Here is an 18,585-nt window from a genome sequence, read left to right on the forward strand (position 1 = left end):
CCCGGAAATCGTCCGGTTCTCGGGCGCAGTGCCCCCGGGATGGAATTTCCGGGGCGGCCACCGGTATTTCGGTGCGGTGTTTCAGGATTCCTTGCGGAGGACGGCGGAGAGGGTTTTTCCGATGGATTCGGCCGGCGCCGGTTCGAGCATCGAGTCGTGGTCGCTGTCGACCGGGTGCCGGAGGATCCGGCCGGTCACGTGGGCCTGCCAGGACTCCTCGTCCGGGTCGCCCGGGGCCCGGCCCCGGGTGGCCGCGAACAGGAGGAGGTCCCCCTGGAAGCGGCCGGGGCGGTGGGCCTCGCCCAGTGCGCTGTGGGTGCGGATCACCCCGAGCAGTCGGACCAGCTCGGTCTCGTCCAGCTCCGCGAGCGCGTTGCCGGCCTCGGCCAGGCGCCGGCGTGCGGTGCCGGGGTCGAGCGGGCCGTCGCCGGGGAGGCCGGCCCGTTCGAGCAGTTCGGCGAGGACGGCCCGGTCGTCCGGCAGCTCCTCGGCCGGCGCGCCGGTCCCGGGGTAGCCGTCCAGGTCGGCGAGCAGTTCGACCTGCTCGCCGCGGGCCTGCAGCTGGACCGCGATCTCGTGGGCGACGAGCCCTCCGAACGACCAGCCGAGAATACGATAGGGCCCCACCGGCTGGATTTCCAGCATTTCGCCGAGATATTTTCCGGCGATTTCCCGGACGGACTCCGGGGTCTTTTCCGGGGAGCGTACCCCACCGGTCTGGAAAGCGTACACGGGAATGTCCGTGTCAATTTCCGCGGCGAGCGTCAGGAAAGGCCAGCCGAGCCCGACCGCGCCGTGCACGCAGAACAGCGGGCGGCTGCCGCCGGTCGGCCGGACGGCCAGGACGGGCGCGAACGGGTCCTCGGGCGCACCGGTGCCGTCGGCCGTGCCGGTCACCAGGGCCAGGCCGGCCACGGTGCGGTGGGCGAAGACGTCGGCGGGGGTGAGCGAGAGCCCGGCCGCGCGGGCGCGGCTGACCAGTTGGATCGATTTCAGGCTGTCGCCGCCCAGCTCGAAGAAGCCGTCCTCGGCCCCGACCCGGTCCAGGCCGAGCACCTCGGCGAAGACCCGGGCGAGGGCGCGTTCGACCGGTCCGTCGGGCGCGCGGCCGTCCGAGCGGGCCACCGCCCGGTCGTCGGCCGCGGGCGCGGGCAGCGCCTTGCGGTCCACCTTGCCGTTCGGGGTGAGCGGCAGGGCGTCCAGCTGGACGTAGGCGGCCGGGAGCATGTACTCCGGCAGCGCGGCGGCCAAGTGGGCCCGTAGCGCCGCCGGTTCGGGCCGTTCCGGGCCGGCCGGCACCACGTGGGCGACCAGCCGGCGGACACCGGGCGGGTCCTCCCGGTCGGTCACCGAAGCCCGTTCGACCAGCGGATGGTCCGTCAGCACGGCCTCGATCTCGCCGAGTTCGATCCGGAAGCCGCGGATCTTCACCTGGTGGTCGACCCGGCCGAGGTAGTCGAGCGAGCCGTCCGGCCGCCAGCGGGCGAGGTCCCCGGTGCGGTACATCCGGGAGCCGGGCGGGCCGTACGGGTCGGCGGTGAAGCGTTCGGCGGTCAGGCCGGGGCGGTCCAGGTAGCCGCGGGCGAGGCCGGTGCCGGCCAGGTACAGCTCGCCGACCACCCCCGGTGGTACCGGGCGCAGCGCGGCGTCCAGCAGCCGGGCCTGGTTGCCGGCCAGCGCGCGGCCGATCGGCGGGGTGCCGGTGTGGTCGGGCGGCAGGTCGACGCCGAGCGAGTAGATCGTGGTCTCGGTCGGGCCGTACAGGTTGCTGACCTTCGCCGCGGCGCCGGTCAGCGCGGCGGCCAGGGCCGGGCTGAGGGCCTCGCCGCCGGTGAGCACGTGCACCCGGGCGAGCGATTCGGGCCGGGCGGTGACCAGGGCGTGCCACAGCGTCGGGGTGGCCTGCATGACGTCCGCCCCGGTGGCCAGGGCGAGGTCGGCGAGCAGCTCCGGGTCGCGGACGGTGTCGTGCGGGGCGAGCACCAGCCGGGCGCCGCCGAGCAGCGGGCCGAACAGTTCCAGGTTGGCGATGTCGAACCCGAAGGTGGTGACCGCCAGCAGGGTCCGTCCGGGGGCCAGGGCGACCCGTTCGGTGAGGTCCAGCAGGTGGTTGACCAGGGCGCCGCGCGGCACCACGACGCCCTTGGGGCGGCCGGTGGAGCCCGAGGTGTAGATGACGTACCCGCCGTGCTCGGGCCGTACCGGGCCGGCCAGTTCGGCCGGGCGCAGGTGCTCGGAGGGCTGCTCGTCGACCCGGGCGCGGGTGGCCGGGTCGTCCAGCAGCAGCAGCCGGCCGGCCTCCAGGCCGGGGACGGCGGCGGCCACCGCGGCGGTGCTGAGGGTCAGCACCGGCTGGGCGTCCTTGAGCATCCCGGCGATCCGGTCGGCCGGGTAGGAGGGGTCGATCGGCAGGTAGACGGCGCCGCTCTTGACCGTCGCGAGCGCGGCGACCACCAGGTCGACCGAGCGCGGCAGTGCGATCGCCACCAGCCGGTCCGGCTCCGCGCCCTGGGCGACCAGGGTGCGGGCGAGCCGGTTGGCCCGCCGGTGCAGCTCGGCGAAGTCGAGCTCCAGGCCGGCGAATTCGAGCGCGACCGCGTCCGGGTGGGCGTCCGCGGTGGCCTCCAGCAGGGCGGCCAGCGGCTGGCCGTCGCCGCGGGCGGCGGCGCCGTCGCCGAGGGCGAGCAGCTCCTCCCGCTCGCCGGGCAGCAGCACCGGGGCGGTGCCGATCGGCTTGTCCGGCCGGTCGACCAGCACGCCCAGCAGGTGCACCAGCCGGTCGGCCAGCCGCTGGGCGCCGGCCGCGCCGAACAGGTCGGTGCTGTACTCCAGCCGCCCTTCCAGGCCGCCGGGGCCGTCCGGGCCGCTGAGCTCCGCGAGTTCGAAGCAGAGGTCGAGCCGGGCCACGCCGAGCTCGGCCGCGCCCGCCTCGGCGGTGACGCCGGGCAGCTCCAGCCGGGCGGCGGCGTTGTTGTGCAGGGCCAGCAGGGTCTGGAACAGCGGGTTGCGGCCGTGGGCGCGCTCGGGGCCGAGGGCGTCGACCAGCTTCTCGAACGGCAGGTCCTGGTGGGCGTAAGCGGCCAGGTCGACGGCCTTCACCCGGTCCAGCAGCTCGCGGAAGGTCGGGTCGCCGGACAGGTCGGTGCGCAGCACCAGGGTGTTGACGAACATGCCGACCAGGTCGTCCAGGGCGTCGTCGGTGCGGCCCGCGATCGGGGTGCCGAGCGGGATGTCCTCGCCCGCGCCGAGCTTGCCGTACAGCGTGGCCAGCGCGGCCTGGAGCACCATGAACAGGCTCGCCCCGCTCTGCCGGGCCAGGGCGAGGGCCCGGTGGTGCAGTGCGGCGGGGACGGCGAAGCGGACGGCGGCGCCGCGGTAGCCGGCGGTGACCCGGCGGGCGCTCTCCACCGGCAGCTGGAGCTCCTCCGGCAGCCCGGCCAACTGCTCCTTCCAGTAGGTGGTCTGGCGGGTGAGGAGGGACTCCTCGTCGTCCTCCGCGCCGAGCAGTTCGCGCTGCCAGAGCGCGTAGTCGGCGTACTGCACCGGCAGCGGCGTCCAGGCGGGCGCGCGGCCGGCCAGCCGGGCGGCGTAGGCGGTGGAGAGGTCGCGGGCGAGCGGCCCGTTGGACCAGCCGTCCCCGGCGATGTGGTGGATCACCACGACCAGCAGGTGGTCCTCGGGGCCGGCCGCGAGCAGGGTGGCCCGGATCGGCGGCCGGTGCGCCAGGTCGAAGGTTCCGGTGGCGAACTCCGCTGCTGCCTCGGTGAGTTCGGCCTCGGACCGGTCGCCGAGGGGCAGCTCGCGGACGGGCAGCTCGACGGCGGCCCGCTCGACCGGGAGGACCAGCTGGTACGGCAGGCCGTCGCGGTCCGGGAAGACGGTGCGCAGGCTCTCGTGCCGGCCGACCACGTCGGTCAGCGCGGCGGCCAGCGCGGCGCGGTCCAGCGGGCCGCGCAGCCGCAGCGTCCACGGCAGGTTGTAGGTGGCGGAGGGGCCCTCCAGCCGGTCCAGGAACCAGAGCCGCTGCTGGGCGTACGACAGCGGCAGCCGGTCAGGTCGGGCCCCGGCGGTCAGCGCGGGACGGACGGCGTCCTGGGTGAGCCGGCCGGCCAGGGCGGCCACGGTGGGCGCCTCGAAGACGGTGCGCAGCGCCAGTTCGGCGCCGAGCAGCGTACGCACCCGGCTGACCAGCCGGGTGGCCAGCAGCGAGTGGCCGCCGAGCTGGAAGAAGTCCTCGTCGATGCCGACCGCGGGCCGGTCGAGCACCTCGGCGAAGGCGGCGCAGAGCACCTCCTCCTGCGGGGTGCGCGGGCCGCGGCCGGTCGCGGTGGTGAGGTCGACCTCGGGCAGCGCCTTGCGGTCCACCTTGCCGTTGGGGGTCAGCGGCAGGGCGTCCAGCACCACCAGGGCGGAGGGCACCATGTACTCGGGCAGCAGCGCGGCGGCCGCGGCCCGGCAGCGGGCCGGGTCGACCGGGCCGGTCAGGTAGCCGACCAGCCGGGCGTCGCCGGCCCCGCCGCGGCGGACCACCACCACGGCGTCGCCGACCTGCTCGATCGAGCGCAGCGCGGCCTCGACCTCGCCGGGCTCGATCCGGTGGCCGCGGATCTTGACCTGGTGGTCGACCCGCTCCAGGAACTCCAGCTGGCCGTCCGGCCGCCGGATCACCCGGTCGCCGGTGCGGTACATCCGGGCGCCCGGCAGCGGGCTGAACGGGTCGGCGACGAACACCGCGGCGGTGCGGCCGGGCTGGTCGAGGTAGCCGCGGCCGACGCCGCGCCCGCCCACGTACAGCTCGCCGGGGACGCCGTCCGGGACGGGGCGCAGCGCGTCGTCCAGGACGTACAGTCCGGTGCCGCGCACGGCGCGGCCGATCGGGGCGCGCACCGAGTCCAGCTCGGCCGGGGAGCCGATCACGGCGTGGGTGACGTCGTCCGAGCACTCGGTCGGCCCGTACGCGTTGACCAGCGGGATCGCCGGGTAGCGGGCGAACCAGCGGTGCGCCAGGTCGGCGGGCAGCGCCTCGCCGGTGACGACCAGCTTGCGCAGCCCGTCCAGGACGGGCGGCTCGGCGCCGTCGTCCCAGCTGTCCAGGGCGGTGCGCAGCAGCGAGGGGACGACCTCCAGCACGGTGACGCCCTCGGGGGCGACCAGGCCGAACAGGGCCTGCGGGTCGGCGGCGAGGTCGCGGCCGGTGACCCGCAACCGCCCGCCGACGACCAGCGCGGCGAGCATCTGCCAGACCGAGATGTCGAAGGTGACCGGGGCGTTGTGGACCAGCACGGTGTCCCCGTCCAGCTCCAGGTCGGCGACCTTGGCGAGCAGGTGGTTGACCATGCCCGCCCGGTGCACCATGGCGCCCTTGGGGCGGCCGGTGGAGCCCGAGGTGAAGATGACGTACGCCAGGTCGTCGCCGGCCCCGCGCGGGGCGGGCAGCCGCTTGGCGGTCCCGGTGCCGGTGGCGAGGGCCGTGATGTCCAGCACCGGGACGTCCAGGCCGGCCGCGGCCAGCAGTTCGGCGGCCGCGGCGTGCTCGTCGGGGCCGACCAGCAGGGCGCCGATCCGGGCCTCGGCGGCCAGCACGGCGGCGCGCGCGACCGGCGCGGCGACGTCCAGCGGCAGCCAGGCCGCGCCCGCGCCGAGCACGCCGAGGACGGCGGTGACGAAGCCGCAGCCGGGCGGGGCCAGCACCCCGACCGGTCCGGTCGCGGCGCCCGCCCGGGCCAGGGCCCGGGACACGGCGCCGGCCCGGGTGGCCAGTTCGCGGTAGCCGAGCCGCTCGGTGCCGTCGGCGACGGCGACGGCGTCCGGGCGGGTCCGGGCGAACCGCTGCACCCGTGCCACCACGTCCGTCCACGGGTCGGTCTCGGCCGGCTCCGGGGCGGGGACGGCGAGCCGGGCGCGCTCGCCGGGCAGCAGCAGGTCCAGCCGCCCGAGCGGGCGGTCCGGCTCGGCCTGGGCGGTGCGCAGCACGTGCAGCAGCCGCTCGGCGACGAGGGCGGCCTCGGCCGGGGTGAACCGGGCGGTGTCGTAGCCGATCTGGAGGCGCAGCCGCTCGCCGGGCAGGGCCATCAGGCTGAGCGGGTAGTGGTTGGCGTCGCCGGCCCGGAGGCCGGTCAGCCGCAGTCCGGCGACCTCGCCGGCCAGCGCCTGCGGGTCGAGCGGGTAGTTCTCGAAGACCAGCACGCTGTCGAAGAGGTCGCCGACCCCGGCGTTGCGCTGGATGGTGTCGAGGCCGAGGTGCTGGTGCGGGAGCAGCAGCGACTGGCGGTCCTGGAGCGCGGACAGCAGCTCGGTGAAGCTCTGCGCCGGGTCGAGGTCGACCCGGACCGGCAGGGTGTTGATGAACAGGCCGACCATGCCCTCGACGCCGGGCAGCTCCGGCGGGCGGCCGGAGACGGTGCCGCCGAAGACGATGTCGCGCAGCCCGGTGAGGGTGCCCAGCACGGTCGCCCAGGCGCCCTGCACCACGGTGTTGACGGTCAGCCCGCGGGTGCGGGCCCAACCGGTGAGCGCGGCGAACTCCGGCGCGTCCAGCTCGACGGCGTGCTCGCCGGGCATGCCGGGCCGGCCGGGTTCGGCGGCGGCCGTGCCGGACAGCCGGGTGGGCTCGGTGAAGCCCTCCAGCGCGGCCGTCCAGGCCGCCTCGGCCGCCGCCCGGTCCTGCCGGGCCAGGTGGGCCAGGTAGGACTTGTACGGGGCGGGGCGGGGCAGCGAGACGCCGCCGTCGGCGTAGCAGGCGAACAGTTCGCGCACCACGACCGGCATGGACCAGCCGTCGAACAGGATCTGGTGGGAGGTCAGCACCAGCCGGTGCTCGCGCTCGCCCAGCCGCAGCAGGCTGAACCGCAGCAGCGGCGGGCGGGCCAGGTCGAAGGGGCGCAGCCGGTCGGCTTCGGCGAGCTCTTCGGCTGTTGCTCGCCCGCTCGCCTCCGGGCGCTCGGACCCGGTGCCGACACTCCTCGCTCCGGCACTCCCTCCTCCGTCGGTCGCCCGTCGCTCGTCGCTCTCGGCACCGGCGCGCCCTTCCGCTCGGGGCGGGGCCGAGGACGGCAGGCCGCGCAGGTCGACCTCGCGCCAGTCCAGCGCGACCTCGCGCGGTACGACCTGGACCGGGTCGCCGTTCTTGCGGTAGCGGAACGCGGCCCGCAGGTTGGGGTGCCGCTCCAGCAGGGCGGTGACCGCCCCGCGCAGCCGGGCCGGGTCCAGGTCGCCGGCCAGGTCCAGCACCAACTGCACGGTGTAGACGTCGAGTTCCTCGCGGTGGTACTGCGCGTGGAACATCAGTCCTTCCTGCAGCGGTGCCACCGGCAGGATGTCGCTCAGATTGGAGCTCCGTCCGGGGCGTCGCCCGGTGCGGGGCTCGGCCGAGGCCGTGGTCACAGCTCGTCCCCCCAGTCGTCCATCTCGTCCTCGAATTCGTCGATCTCGTCCTGGCTGAGTGCCACCAGGTCGAGGTCGGACGGCGTCCAGCCGCCCGCGCCGGGTTCCCGGGTGTGTCGCACCAGGGCCCGCAGGGCGGTGAACCAGCCGTCGGCCACGGCCTCGGCGTCGGCCTGCGCCAGGGCCCGGCCGGCCCAGGTCCAGCGGGCGTTCAGCCGCGGTCCGTCCGCGCCGTCCTCGGTCACCGCGTTGACGTCCAGGACGTGCGGCAGCGGCATCCCCGGGTCGGACCCGGCGGCCAGTGCGGCGGACCGCTCGGTCAGCGACCAGTCCTCGTCGGTGGGCGCGGGCAGCCGGCCCAGGTAGTTGAAGCCGAGCTGCGGCCGGGCGGCGCCGGACAGCTCCGCGGTGCCCGCTCCGTCCGGGCCGTGCTCGGCCAGGTACCGCAGCAGGCCCCAGCCGAGCCCGTGTCCGGGCACCATCCGCAGGTGCTCCTTGACCAGCTTGAGGCTGTGTCCGGCGGCCGGACCGCCGGCCAGCGCCTCCGCCAGGTCCACCGGGCCCGGGTCGAGCCGCAGCGGGTAGGCGGTGGTGAACCAGCCGACCGTGCGGGACAGATCCACGCCGGGGGCGAACTCCTCGCGCCCGTGGCCTTCCAGCTCCACCGGGACGGCGCCCTCGGGCCGTCCGGTGCGCCGCCGCCAGTCGGCGACGGCCAGTGCCAGGGCGGTCAGCAGCACGTCGTTCACCTCGGCGTGGAACGCCCCGGTGACCTCGGTGAGCAGTGCCGCCGTGGTGTCGGTGTCCAGGACGCGGTGCAGCGTCCGGGCGGTGGCGACGGTGTCCACCGCCGGGTCGGCGGCCCGGTGGCCGAGCGGGGCCTGCCCGCCGGCCGACTCGGCGCGCCACCAGTCGAGTTGGGCGCGCAGCTCGGGCGTGCCCGCGGTCCGCTCCAGCAGCGCGGACCAGTGCCGCAGCGAGGTGCCGACCGGCTGCAGCCGGACCGGCTCGCCGGCCCGTACGGCCGCGTGGGCGCGGGCCAGGTCGGGCAGCAGCACCCGCCAGGACACCCCGTCGACCACCAGGTGGTGCAGGGTGAGCAGCAGCTCGCCGCCGGCCGGGTGCCAGAGCGCCCGGACCATCCCGCCCTCGTACGGTGCCAGCCGCTCGCGGTTGGCGACCGCCTCGGCGGGCCAGTCGGCGGCCGGGCCGTCCAGGACGGACAGCAGCGTGCCCGCGTCGACCGTGCCGGGCTCGCCGATCAGCAGCGACCAGTCCGGCAGCAGCCGCATCCGCAGCCCGTCGTGGTGGTCCAGCAGGGCCTGGAGGGCCGCGGTGAGCGACTCCCGGGTGGCGTCGGCCGGGGTGCGGACCAGCACGGCCTGGTGGAAGCCGTCCACCGGCCCGCCGAGTTCGCGCAGCCAGTGCCCGATCGGCAGCTGGCCCAGCGGGCCGACGCCGTCCTCGGTGCCGACCGTGGCGACCGCCTCCGGGCCCTCGCCGTCGCGGGCCACCACGGCCAGCGCCGCCGGGGTCCGGTGGGTGAAGACGTCCTGCGCGGTGACCACCAGCCCGGCCGCGCGGGCCCGGCTGACCAGCTGGATGGAGACGATGCTGTCGCCGCCCAGGTCGAAGAACCCGTCGTCGGCGCCGACCTCGGGCAGTCCGAGCACCTCGGCGAAGACCGCGCAGAACGCGGCCTCCCGGGCGCCGGCCGGGGCCCGGCCGGTGGAGGCGGAGGCGTAGTCGGGCGCGGGCAGTGCCCGGCGGTCCAGCTTGCCGTTGCCGGTCAGCGGCAGGGTCTCCAGCGGGACGAACGCGGAGGGCACCAGGTAGTCGGGCAGTTCCGCGGCGAGCGCGGCCCGCAGCTCGCCGACCGGCAGGCCGGCCGGGGTCACGTAGGCGACCAGCCGCTTGTCGCCGGGGCGGTCCTCGCGGACGATCGCGGCGGCCTGCTCGACGCCGGGCCGCGCGAGCAGCGCGGTCTCGATCTCGCCGAGCTCGATCCGGAAGCCGCGCAGCTTGACCTGCTCGTCGACCCGGCCGACGTAGTCCAGCTGGCCGTCGGCCGTCCAGCGGACCAGGTCCCCGGTGCGGTACATCCGGTCGTTCGGGTCGCCGTACGCGCCGGCGTACGGGTCGGCGGTGAAGCGCTGGGCGGTGAGCTCGGGCCGGTGCAGGTAGCCCAGGGCCACCCCGGCGCCGGCCACGTACAGCTCGCCGATCACGCCCGGCGGGACCGGCCGCAGGGCCTCGTCCAGCACGTACACCCGGGCGCCGGCCAGCGGTCGGCCGATCGGCGGCTTGACCGCGCCGGCCAGCGGCTCGCTGACGGTGGCGCAGACCGTGGTCTCGGTCGGGCCGTACGCGTTGAGCATCCGCCGGCCCGCGGACCAGCGCTCGACCAGCTCGGGCGGGCAGGCCTCGCCGGCCGTGATCAGGGTCAGCCCCTCGGGCATCGGCAGCCGGGCGGGCCAGGCGGCGAGCACCGTCGGCGGCAGGCAGACCACCTCGATGCCGGCCGCCCTGACCAGCTCGGCGAGCGGCTCGCCGGGCGCCCGGTCGGCCTCCGCGGCCAGCACCAGGACGGCGCCGTTCAGCAGCGCGGTGAGCAGCTCCCAGGCCGCGGCGTCGAAGCTGAACGAGGCGAACTGGAGCAGCCGGGTGCCCTCGCCGACGCCGAAGCGGTCGTGCTCGGCGGCCAGCGCGGCCACCGCCCGGTGCGGCACCAGCACGCCCTTGGGGCGGCCGGTGGAGCCCGAGGTGTAGATCACGTACGCCGGGTGGTCCGGCCCCAGCGGGGTGGTCCGTTCGGCGTCCGTCGGGTCGTGCGCGGGGGCGGCGGCGATCGCGGCGGCGGTCGCCGGGTCGTCCAGCAGCAGCAGCGGTGCGTCCTGCCGCTCCGGCAGCCGTCCGGCCACCGAGCCGTGGCCGATGACGGCCAGCGGGGCGGAGTCGGTCAGCAGGTAGGCGATCCGCTCGCGCGGGTACGCCGGGTCGACCGGCAGGTAGGCCGCGCCCGTCTTGAGGACCGCGAGCACCGCGACGACCGCGTCGACCGTGCGCGGCAGCGCCAGGGCGACGATCCGTCCGGGGCCCGCGCCCAGGGCGATCAGGTGGTGGGCGAGCCGGTTGGCGCGCTCGTTGAGCTCCCCGTAGCCGACCTCGGCGCGCACGGCGCCGTCCTCGAACCAGCGCAGCGCGGGCCGGGCGGGCGCGCGGTGCGCCCGCTCCTGGAACAGCGCCGGGAGCTGGACCGCGCCGACGGTGGTCGGGGCGGCGGCCCCGCTCCAGGAGCCGAGCAGCCGCTCGCGCTCCTCGGGCAGCAGGGCGTCCACGCCGCTCAGCGGCCGGTCGGGCGCGCCGGCCAGCAGGCCGAGCAGGTGGGTCAGGCGGTCCGCCAGGCCCCGGGCCGTCCGCTCGGTGAACAGGTCGGTGCTGTACTCCAGGGTGCCGGTGAGGCCGTCCGGCTCGCCGGCGGCGCCGTGCCGCTCGACCAGCTCGAAGGCCAGGTCGAACTTGGCGGTGCCGTTGCCGACCGGGCTGACCTCGGCGGTGATCCCGGGCAGCTCGGGGCGGGCCCCGGCGTTGTTCTGGAAGGCGAGCATCACCTGGAAGAGCGGCTGGCGGGCCAGCGAGCGCCCGGCGCCGAGCCGGTCGACCAGCTTCTCGAAGGGCACGTCCTGGTGGGCCAGGGCGGCCAGCACGGTCTCCCGGGCCCGGCCGACCAGCTCCCGGAAGGTCGGGTCGCCGGACAGGTCGGTGCGCAGCACCAGGGTGTTGACGAAGAAGCCGACCAGGTCGTCCAGGGCGTCGTCGGTGCGTCCGGCGACCGGGGTGCCGAGCGGGATGTCGGTGCCGGCGCCGAGCTTGCCGAGCAGGACGGCCAGGGCCGCCTGCACCACCATGAACGGGCTGGCGCCGGTGGACCGGGCCAGCTCGGCCAGGGCGCGGTGCGCCCCGGCGTCCAGCCGCAGCGGCACGGTGGCGCCCCGGTAGCTGGGTACGGCCGGCCGCGGGAAGTCCGCCGGCAGCGCCAGCTCCTCCGGGAGCGCGGCCAGTTGGGTTGCCCAGTAGTCGAGCTGACGGTTCATCAGGCTCGTCGGGTCGTCCTGCTCGCCGAGCAGGCGGCGCTGCCAGAGGGTGTAGTCCGCGTACTGGACGGGCAGTTCGGCCCAGGCCGGGGTACGCCCGGCCAGCCGGGCGCGGTAGGCGGTCTGCAGGCCCTCGACCAGCGGGCGCACCGACCAGCCGTCGGCCGCGATGTGGTGCTGCACCAGCAGCAGCACGTGCTCCTGGACGCCGGTCTCGAACAGCACCGCGCGCAGCGGCGGTTCGACGGCCAGGTCGAAGGGCGCGCCGGCCCGGGCGGCCAGTTCGGCGTCCAGCTCCTCGGCCGGGCGGCCGGTGAACGGCACCACGGGCAGCTCGGGGCAGGCCTCGCCGACCGGCAGCACCAGCTGGTGCGGGCGTCCGTCCTCGGCGGGGAAGACGGTGCGCAGGCTCTCGTGCCGGGCGACCACGTCGGCCAGGGCCTCGGCGAGCGCCGCCCGCTCCAGCGGGCCGGTCAGCCGGACCGCGTGGGACAGGTGGTAGGTGGCGCCGGCCGCGTCCAACTGGCTGAGGAACCAGAGCCGTTGCTGCCCGGGGGAGAGCGGGATCCGCTCCGGCCGGGGGCCGGCGGTGAGCTCCTCCCGGGCCGGCGCGGCGCCGTCCAGGGCCAGGGCCAGGGCGGCCGGGGTGGGCGCCTCGAACAGGGTGCGGATCGGCAGTTCGACGCCGAGCCGGGCACGCAGCCCGGTGACCACCCGGCCGGCCAGCAGCGAGTGCCCGCCGAGCGCGAAGAAGTCCTCGTCGGCGCCGACCCCGTCCAGCTCCAGCACCTCGGCGAACAGCGCGCACAGCAGCGCCTCGCGCTCGGTGGCCGGGGCCCGCCGCTCGCCGCGCAGCGCCCCGAAGTCCGGGACGGGCAGGGCCTTGCGGTCCACCTTGCCGTTGGGGGTCAGCGGCAGCGCCGCCAGCGGCACCAGCGCCGCCGGGACCATGTAGTCGGGCAGCACCCGGGCGAGTTCGGTGCGGACGGCGGCCGGGTCGGCGCCGCCGGTCAGGTGGGCGACCAGCCGGGTGCCGCCGGAGGGGTCGCGGGCGACGGTGACCACCGCGTCGGCGACGCCGGGGACGGCGCGCAGCGCGGCCTCGACCTCGCCGGGCTCGATCCGGTGGCCGCGGATCTTGACCTGGTGGTCGACCCGCTCCAGGAACTCCAGCTGGCCGTCGCCGCGGTGCACCACCCGGTCGCCGGTGCGGTACATCCGGGAGCCGGGCGCGGCCGCGTACGGGTCGGCGACGAAGGCCCCGGCGGTGCGCCGGGGGTCGTTCAGGTAGCCGCGGCCGACGCCGCGCCCGCCCACGTACAGTTCGCCGGGCTGGCCGGCCGGGACGGGCTGGAGCGAGTCGCCGAGCACGTAGAGCCGGGTGTCGCGGACCGGGCGGCCGATCGGGGCGCGCACCGAGTCCAGCTCCGCGGGGGAGCCGATCAGGGCGTGGGTGACGTCGTCCGAGCACTCGGTCGGCCCGAAGGCGTTGACCAGCGGGATGCCGGGGCGCAGCGCGAACCAGCGGCGGGCCAGGTCGGCGGGCATCGCCTCGCCGGTGACCACCAGCCGGCGCAGCGCGGACAGCGCGGGCAGCGGGGCGCCGGCCTCCCAGGAGTCCAGGGCGGCGCGCAGCAGGGAGGGGACGACCTCCAGGACGGTGACGCCCTCGGCGTCGGCGAGCGCGAACAGGGCGCCGGGGTCGGCGGCGAGCTCGCGGGAGACCACCCGCAGCCGGCCGCCGGCGACCAGCGGGCTGAGCATCTGCCAGACCGAGATGTCGAAGGTGACCGGGGCGTTGTGCACCACGGTGTCGGCCTCGGACAGCTCCAGGTCGGCGTGCTTGGCGAGCAGGTGGTTGACCATGCCGTCGCGGTGCACCATGGCGCCCTTGGGGCGGCCGGTGGAGCCCGAGGTGTAGATGACGTAGGCCAGTTCGGCGGGGCCGCCGGCGGGTGCCAGCAGGTCCGCGTCCCGGGCGTCGTCGAGGGCGAGGACGGCGGGGCGCTGCGGCAGGGCGCCGAGCAGGGTGTCGGCGTACGGCCGCTGGTCCTCGCCGTGCAGCAGGACGGTGGCGCCCGCGGCCTCGACCAGCGCCGCGCCGCGGGCGGCCGGGGCCTGGACGTCCAGCGGGAGCCAGGCCGCGCCGGCGCCGAGCACGCCGAGGACGGCGGTGACGAAGCCGGTGCCGGGGGCGGCGGCGATCGCCACCAGCCGGTCCGGTCCGGCCCCGGCGGCGAGCAGCCGGCGGGAGAGGGCGCTGGCCCGGGCGACCAGCTCGGCGTAGTCGAGCCGGCCGGCGTCGTCCTGGACGGCGACGGCGCCGGGACGGGCCTGGGCGAGGGCGCGGATCCGGGGCAGCACGTCGGTGAACACCTCGGGCTGCTGCCGGTAGCTGTTCCACTCGACCAGGACGCGCTCGCGCTCGGCGGCGGGCAGCGCGGTGATCCGGCCGACCGGCAGCGCGGTGGAGACGGTGGCGAACGCCTCCAGGTACCCGAGCAGGGCGTCCCGGAAGAGGTCGAGGCGCTCCTGGGGGTAGCGGTCGGCGTCACCGTCGACGCGCAGCTCGCAGCCGTCCTCGCCGCTGTCCAGGAACAGGATCTGGAGGTCCGGGACGGGGCCGGTGGACAGGTTGCGGACCAGGGCGCGGCAGTCGCCGAGGGCGAACTCGCCACCGGTCTGCAGCACGTTGACGGTGGGGCCGAAGGTGCGGCCGGCGTCGCCGGTGAGTCCGAGCTCGCGGCGGATCGCGTCGTGCCGGTGGCGCTGGTGGCGCAGCGTGCCGCGCAGAGCCGTGGCGACCTGGGTGAGCAGGCCGTCGCGGCCGAGCGCGGGGTGGGCGGTGAGCGGCAGCGGCAGGAAGTTGGCGCGCATGCCGGGGACGGACTGGGCGAGCGGGGTGGTGCGGGCGGCGACCGGGAGGGTGAGCACGACCCGGTCGGTGCCGCAGAGTTGGGCGAGGCAGCCGGCGGTGGCGCCGATCAGCAGGGTCTGCCAGGTGACCCGCTCGGCCCAGGCGGTGTCCTGCAGCCTGGTGACGGTGGCGGCGGGGATCAGGCCGGTGCTGCGCAGGGTGTCGCGGGCGGGCGAGCCGAGGTGGCCGGAGAGCACGGTGGGTTCGATGCCGTCGGCCAGCCGCTCGGTCCAGTAGGCGCGGTCGCGCTGGTGGGCGGGGGAGGCGAGGTAGTCGCGCTCCTCGGCGAGCAGTTCGGCGAGGGTCGGGTCGAGGGCGGGTTCGGCGTCGGGCAGGTCGTACTCGGCGGCGAGGCGGCGGTAGACCAGGGCGCGGCTGAACCCGTCGACCAGGATGTGGTTGGCCCGGACGTACAGCCAGGCCAGTTCGGGGCCGATCAGGACGAGGGTGGCGGCGAAGGCGTCGGGGCCGAGGGTGGACGGACGGTGTCCCTCGGACTCCAGAAACGTTTCGGCAGCCGCGAGCGGGTCGGCCTCGCCGGTCAGGTCGAGCACCGGGAGGGGACGCTCCCGGGGCGGTTCGACGATCTGCACCGGCAGGCCGTCGCGCTCGGCGAAGCGCACCCGCAGGCACTCGGTGCGGTTCAGCACGCGCTGCCAGGCGGCCCGCAGCCGCTCGTGGTCCAGCGGGCCGGTCAGCTCCAGGAGGTCCGCCATGGTGAACACCGGGTTGCCCGGGTCGAGCTGCTGGGCGAACCACATCTCGCGCTGGGCGTCGGACAGCGGCAGTTCTCCGGGCCGCCCCGGTTCAGGAAAATCGGAAAATGGCGCGGCATGACGCATCGTCATCTTACCCCCGTGGCAATGGCGTTGGGCGGCGTGAGGCGGTCGACGGCGTCAAGCGCGTCGGCCCCGTAGATGTCGCGCACCCAGGCGCTCTGGTAAATGGTGTCGAGGTATCGGTCGCCCAGGTCCGGCGAGACGGCGACGGCGACCACGTCCTGGCCGAGGCGGTGCTCCGCCAGCCAGGCGGCCGCTCCGCTGACCACCGTCCCGGTGGAGCCGCCGAACAGGAAGCCGCCGCGGGCCAGTCGGTGGCAGGTGCGGACGGTGTCCAGTTCGGGCACGTGCACCACGTCGTCGACGAAGCTCTCGTCCAGCAGGGCCGGCCGGACGCCGGCGCCCAGGCCGGGGAGCATCCGCGGGCCGGGCTCGCCGCCGAAGGTGACCGAGCCGACGCTGTCCACCGCGACGATCCGGGTGTCCGGCCGGTGCTCCTTGAAGTAGCGGGCGCAGCCCATCAGCGTTCCGGTGGTCCCGGCGCCGATGAACAGCAGGTCCAGGTCCGGGAACTGGCGGTGGATCGAGGGCGCGGTGGTGCGGTAGTGGGCGCGCCAGTTGTCCGGGTTGGCGTGCTGGTTGAGCCAGACGTACCGCGGCGAGGAGGCGCACAGCTCGCGGACGAAGTCCAGTCGGGCACCGAGGAAGCCGGTCTCCGGCGACGGCTCGGTGATCATGTGGACTTTGCCGCCGAGTGTTTCGATGAGCTGACGGGTGGACAGGTTCGTCCGTGGGTCGACGACGCAGATGAACTGGTAGCCCCGGACGGAGGCGATCATGCTCAGCGCCATCCCCAGGTTCCCCGAGGAGGACTCCACCAGGACGGAGTCCCGGTTCAGCCGGCCGTCCCGTTCGGCCGCGTCGACCATGCTGAGGGCCGCCTTGAGCTTGACGGAGCCGGCGAAGTTGAAGCCCTCGCACTTGAGGTACAGCGGGTAGTCGAACATCGCCCGGAGGTCGACGAAGAGTTCGTCCTCGTTGAACTCCTGCGGCGTTCTGATGATGGGCATCGCCCGTTCCCCTTCGGTGTCAGGAGAGTGACGGGACGTCAGTCCCAGATGATGTCGTCGCCGTGCGCGGAGCCGGTGCCCGGGCCGGCCGGGCCGGTGGCGGTGCGGGCGGTGGTGGCGGTGGTGCTGGTCATGGTGAACCCCCGGTGGCGATGGAGCCGCGGGCCGTGGAATCGGCGGCGGCGGGAACGGCGTGGGCGGATGGGTGTGCTGCTGGGCCCGGTCCCCGTGCCGGACCGCCGGGAGGTCAGTCCCAGATGATGTCGTCGCCGTGCACGGAGCCGGTGCCCTTGGCGACCGGGGCGTGGGCGACCGGGGAGTCCCAGATGATGTCGTCGCCGTGCACGGAGGCGGAGGCGGTGGTCACGTGGACCGGGGCGGCCTTGGCGGCCGGGCCGTCCCAGATGATGTCGTCGCCGTGCACGGAGCCGACGCCCTTGGCGACCGGGGCGGCCACCGAGGTGGCGGCGCCGGCGACCGGCGCGGTGAGGGCGGCGCCGGCGACCAGCAGGCCGAGGACGGCGGCGGTGCGGGCGGCGACAATGGTGATGCTGCTCATGGTGAACCCCCGGTGGCAATGGAGCCGCGGGCCGTTAAATCGGCGGCGGCGAGACAGACGAAACGGATGAGTGCTGTGCCTGGTTCAATTCCCGCGGTGAATGACCGCGCGGGACCGGCTCTCGAATCCTGCGGGAGGGGGTTCCGGCCCCCTTCGGCATGACCAAGTCTGTCTCGCACACACGTTCCGTGCCACAGTTCTCCATGTCAGGGTCCTGCCCTGGCAGCACCCTGCAGAGCGCCCGCCCCGCGGGTCACTCCTCCAACAACGGCAGCCGGTCGTCGCTGAATTCGGTCGCCAGCCGCCATCCGCGCAGTTCAGGCGCGTCCCGCAGGCAACGGCGGGTGATCCGGTGAGCGGCGGAATCCGACTCTCCGGATTTCGGAGGGCCGAGAAAGAAGACCAGATCGGCACCGAGGGGGTCGATCTCGACGTAAACGTGCTCCAGTCCGTCGGCCGGCTCGGCGGCGTTCCGGAGCAGTTCGACGAGTTTGTCGGGCGTGACCTGTTCCGGTTCGACGATACCCCGAACCAGACGTCCGACAGTGATATACATGTCAAATCCTCTCGTGGGTGGACCCGCTCGAAGTCCGCAGGAAAGGGCCTGGGCCCGAACGGTGGGTGGTTGTGGGCAGGGTGTCGTAGCATGCCCCCGAGATCCGGCAATGACGTGGCGTCATCAGGTTCGCAATATCGGGGGGGCAGGCGGTGCTGTCAGTGTTAGGACTGGATCCCGACGCCGAGGCCGTGTACCGGACGGTGCTGGCCAGGCCTGAACTCGGAATCCCAGGAGTGGCACAGGACCTCGACTGGCCCGAACAGCGGGTCCGGGACGCCCTGGACGGACTGGCCCGGCTCACCCTGATCAGGCACTCCGAGCTGGAGCCCGGACACCTCCTCCTGGTCAACCCCGAGGTCAGCCTGGCCATGCTGATCGGCCGCCAGGAGGTCGAACTCGCCGAGCGGCAGCGCCAGATAGCGCACAGCCGGCTGGAGGCGGCCAAGCTGGTCGCCCAGTACGCCGAGAGCCGCAAGGGCGAACGGGGCCTGGGCGTCGAGCAGTTGGAGGGCGTCGACCAGATCCGGCTCCGACTGGAGGAGCTCTCGCACTCCTGCGCCAGCGAGATCATGGGCTTCGCGACCGGCGGCGGACAGTCGCCGGCCGCCCGAAGAGCCGGCCAGGTCGCCGACCAGGAGGTCTTCGACCGGGGCGTGCAGATGCGCAGCATCTACCTGGAGAGCGCCGCCAACGACGGCGGCACCATCGCCCACCTGGAGTGGCTCACCGAGCGGGGCGCCCGGGTGCGGATAGCGCCGTCGCTGCCGATGCGCCTGGTGATCTTCGACCGCAAGGTCGCGGTCGTCCCGACCGATCCGGACGACACCAGCGTGGGGGCCCTGGTGCTGTCCGGTCCGGGACTGGTCTCCGCGCTCTGCGCGCTGTTCGAGTACGTCTGGGAGAACGCCGCCCCGTACGGGAAGGCCCCGGCCAAGGGGGCCGAGGGCCTCAACCCGCAGGCGATGGCCGTGCTCAGCCTGCTCGCCCAGGGCCACACCGACGAGGTGGTGGCCCGCAAGCTCGGCGTCTCGGTGCGCACCTCGCGCCGGATCACCGCGGAACTGATGGCCGGGCTCGGCGGCCGCAGCCGCTTCCAGGCCGGGGTGATCGCCGGCGAGCGCGGCCTGCTCCAGGGCGGCGCGCCGCCGCGCGAGGGCGACTGAGGGCAGCTGCCCGGCGGCGCGCGGACGCGGCCGGCCGGTTCGCACGGGACGACTGCCGTCC

6 protein-coding genes are annotated in these 18,585 nt (G+C 75.4%); 1 reads left to right on the top strand and 5 read right to left on the bottom strand.

Annotation, left to right across the window (positions count from 1 at the left end):
• Window positions 1-81 precede the first annotated feature (81 nt).
• From ACFXPX_RS31540 to ACFXPX_RS31560, 5 genes are all read right to left on the bottom strand, one after another.
• On the bottom strand, window positions 82-7,383 hold the full coding sequence (locus ACFXPX_RS31540) for an amino acid adenylation domain-containing protein (protein WP_380644206.1): 7,302 nt from the start codon (window positions 7,381-7,383) through the stop codon (window positions 82-84).
• Window positions 7,380-15,242 carry an amino acid adenylation domain-containing protein gene (locus ACFXPX_RS31545; protein WP_380644207.1) on the bottom strand — a complete coding sequence of 2,621 codons (7,863 nt, stop codon included), beginning with the start codon at window positions 15,240-15,242 and terminating at the stop codon, window positions 7,380-7,382. The genes ACFXPX_RS31540 and ACFXPX_RS31545 overlap by 4 nt, the downstream gene beginning before the upstream one ends.
• Window positions 15,239-16,243: a 2,3-diaminopropionate biosynthesis protein SbnA gene (sbnA, locus tag ACFXPX_RS31550; protein ID WP_380525585.1), complete on the bottom strand. Its 1,005-nt coding sequence runs from the start codon at window positions 16,241-16,243 to the stop codon at window positions 15,239-15,241. The genes ACFXPX_RS31545 and sbnA overlap by 4 nt, the downstream gene beginning before the upstream one ends.
• Window positions 16,244-16,490: 247 nt before the next feature.
• The gene (locus tag ACFXPX_RS31555; protein ID WP_380644208.1) at window positions 16,491-16,802 is read right to left on the bottom strand and encodes a hypothetical protein; all 312 of its coding nucleotides are present in this window, start codon (window positions 16,800-16,802) and stop codon (window positions 16,491-16,493) included.
• Between the two features lie 253 nt (window positions 16,803-17,055).
• On the bottom strand, window positions 17,056-17,358 hold the full coding sequence (locus tag ACFXPX_RS31560; protein ID WP_375895646.1) for a hypothetical protein: 303 nt from the start codon (window positions 17,356-17,358) through the stop codon (window positions 17,056-17,058).
• Window positions 17,359-17,594: 236 nt separating this feature from the next.
• On the opposite strand from ACFXPX_RS31560, the gene ACFXPX_RS31565 reads away from it, so the two are divergent.
• Window positions 17,595-18,524 (top strand): LuxR family transcriptional regulator, encoded by a 930-nt coding sequence (locus ACFXPX_RS31565; RefSeq protein ID WP_380644209.1) that lies wholly within the window; start codon window positions 17,595-17,597, stop codon window positions 18,522-18,524.
• Window positions 18,525-18,585: the final 61 nt, after the last annotated feature.

Origin of the sequence: Kitasatospora sp. NPDC059146 (genome assembly GCF_042786665.1) — a bacterium.
Classification (GTDB): Bacteria; Actinomycetota; Actinomycetes; order Streptomycetales; family Streptomycetaceae; genus Kitasatospora.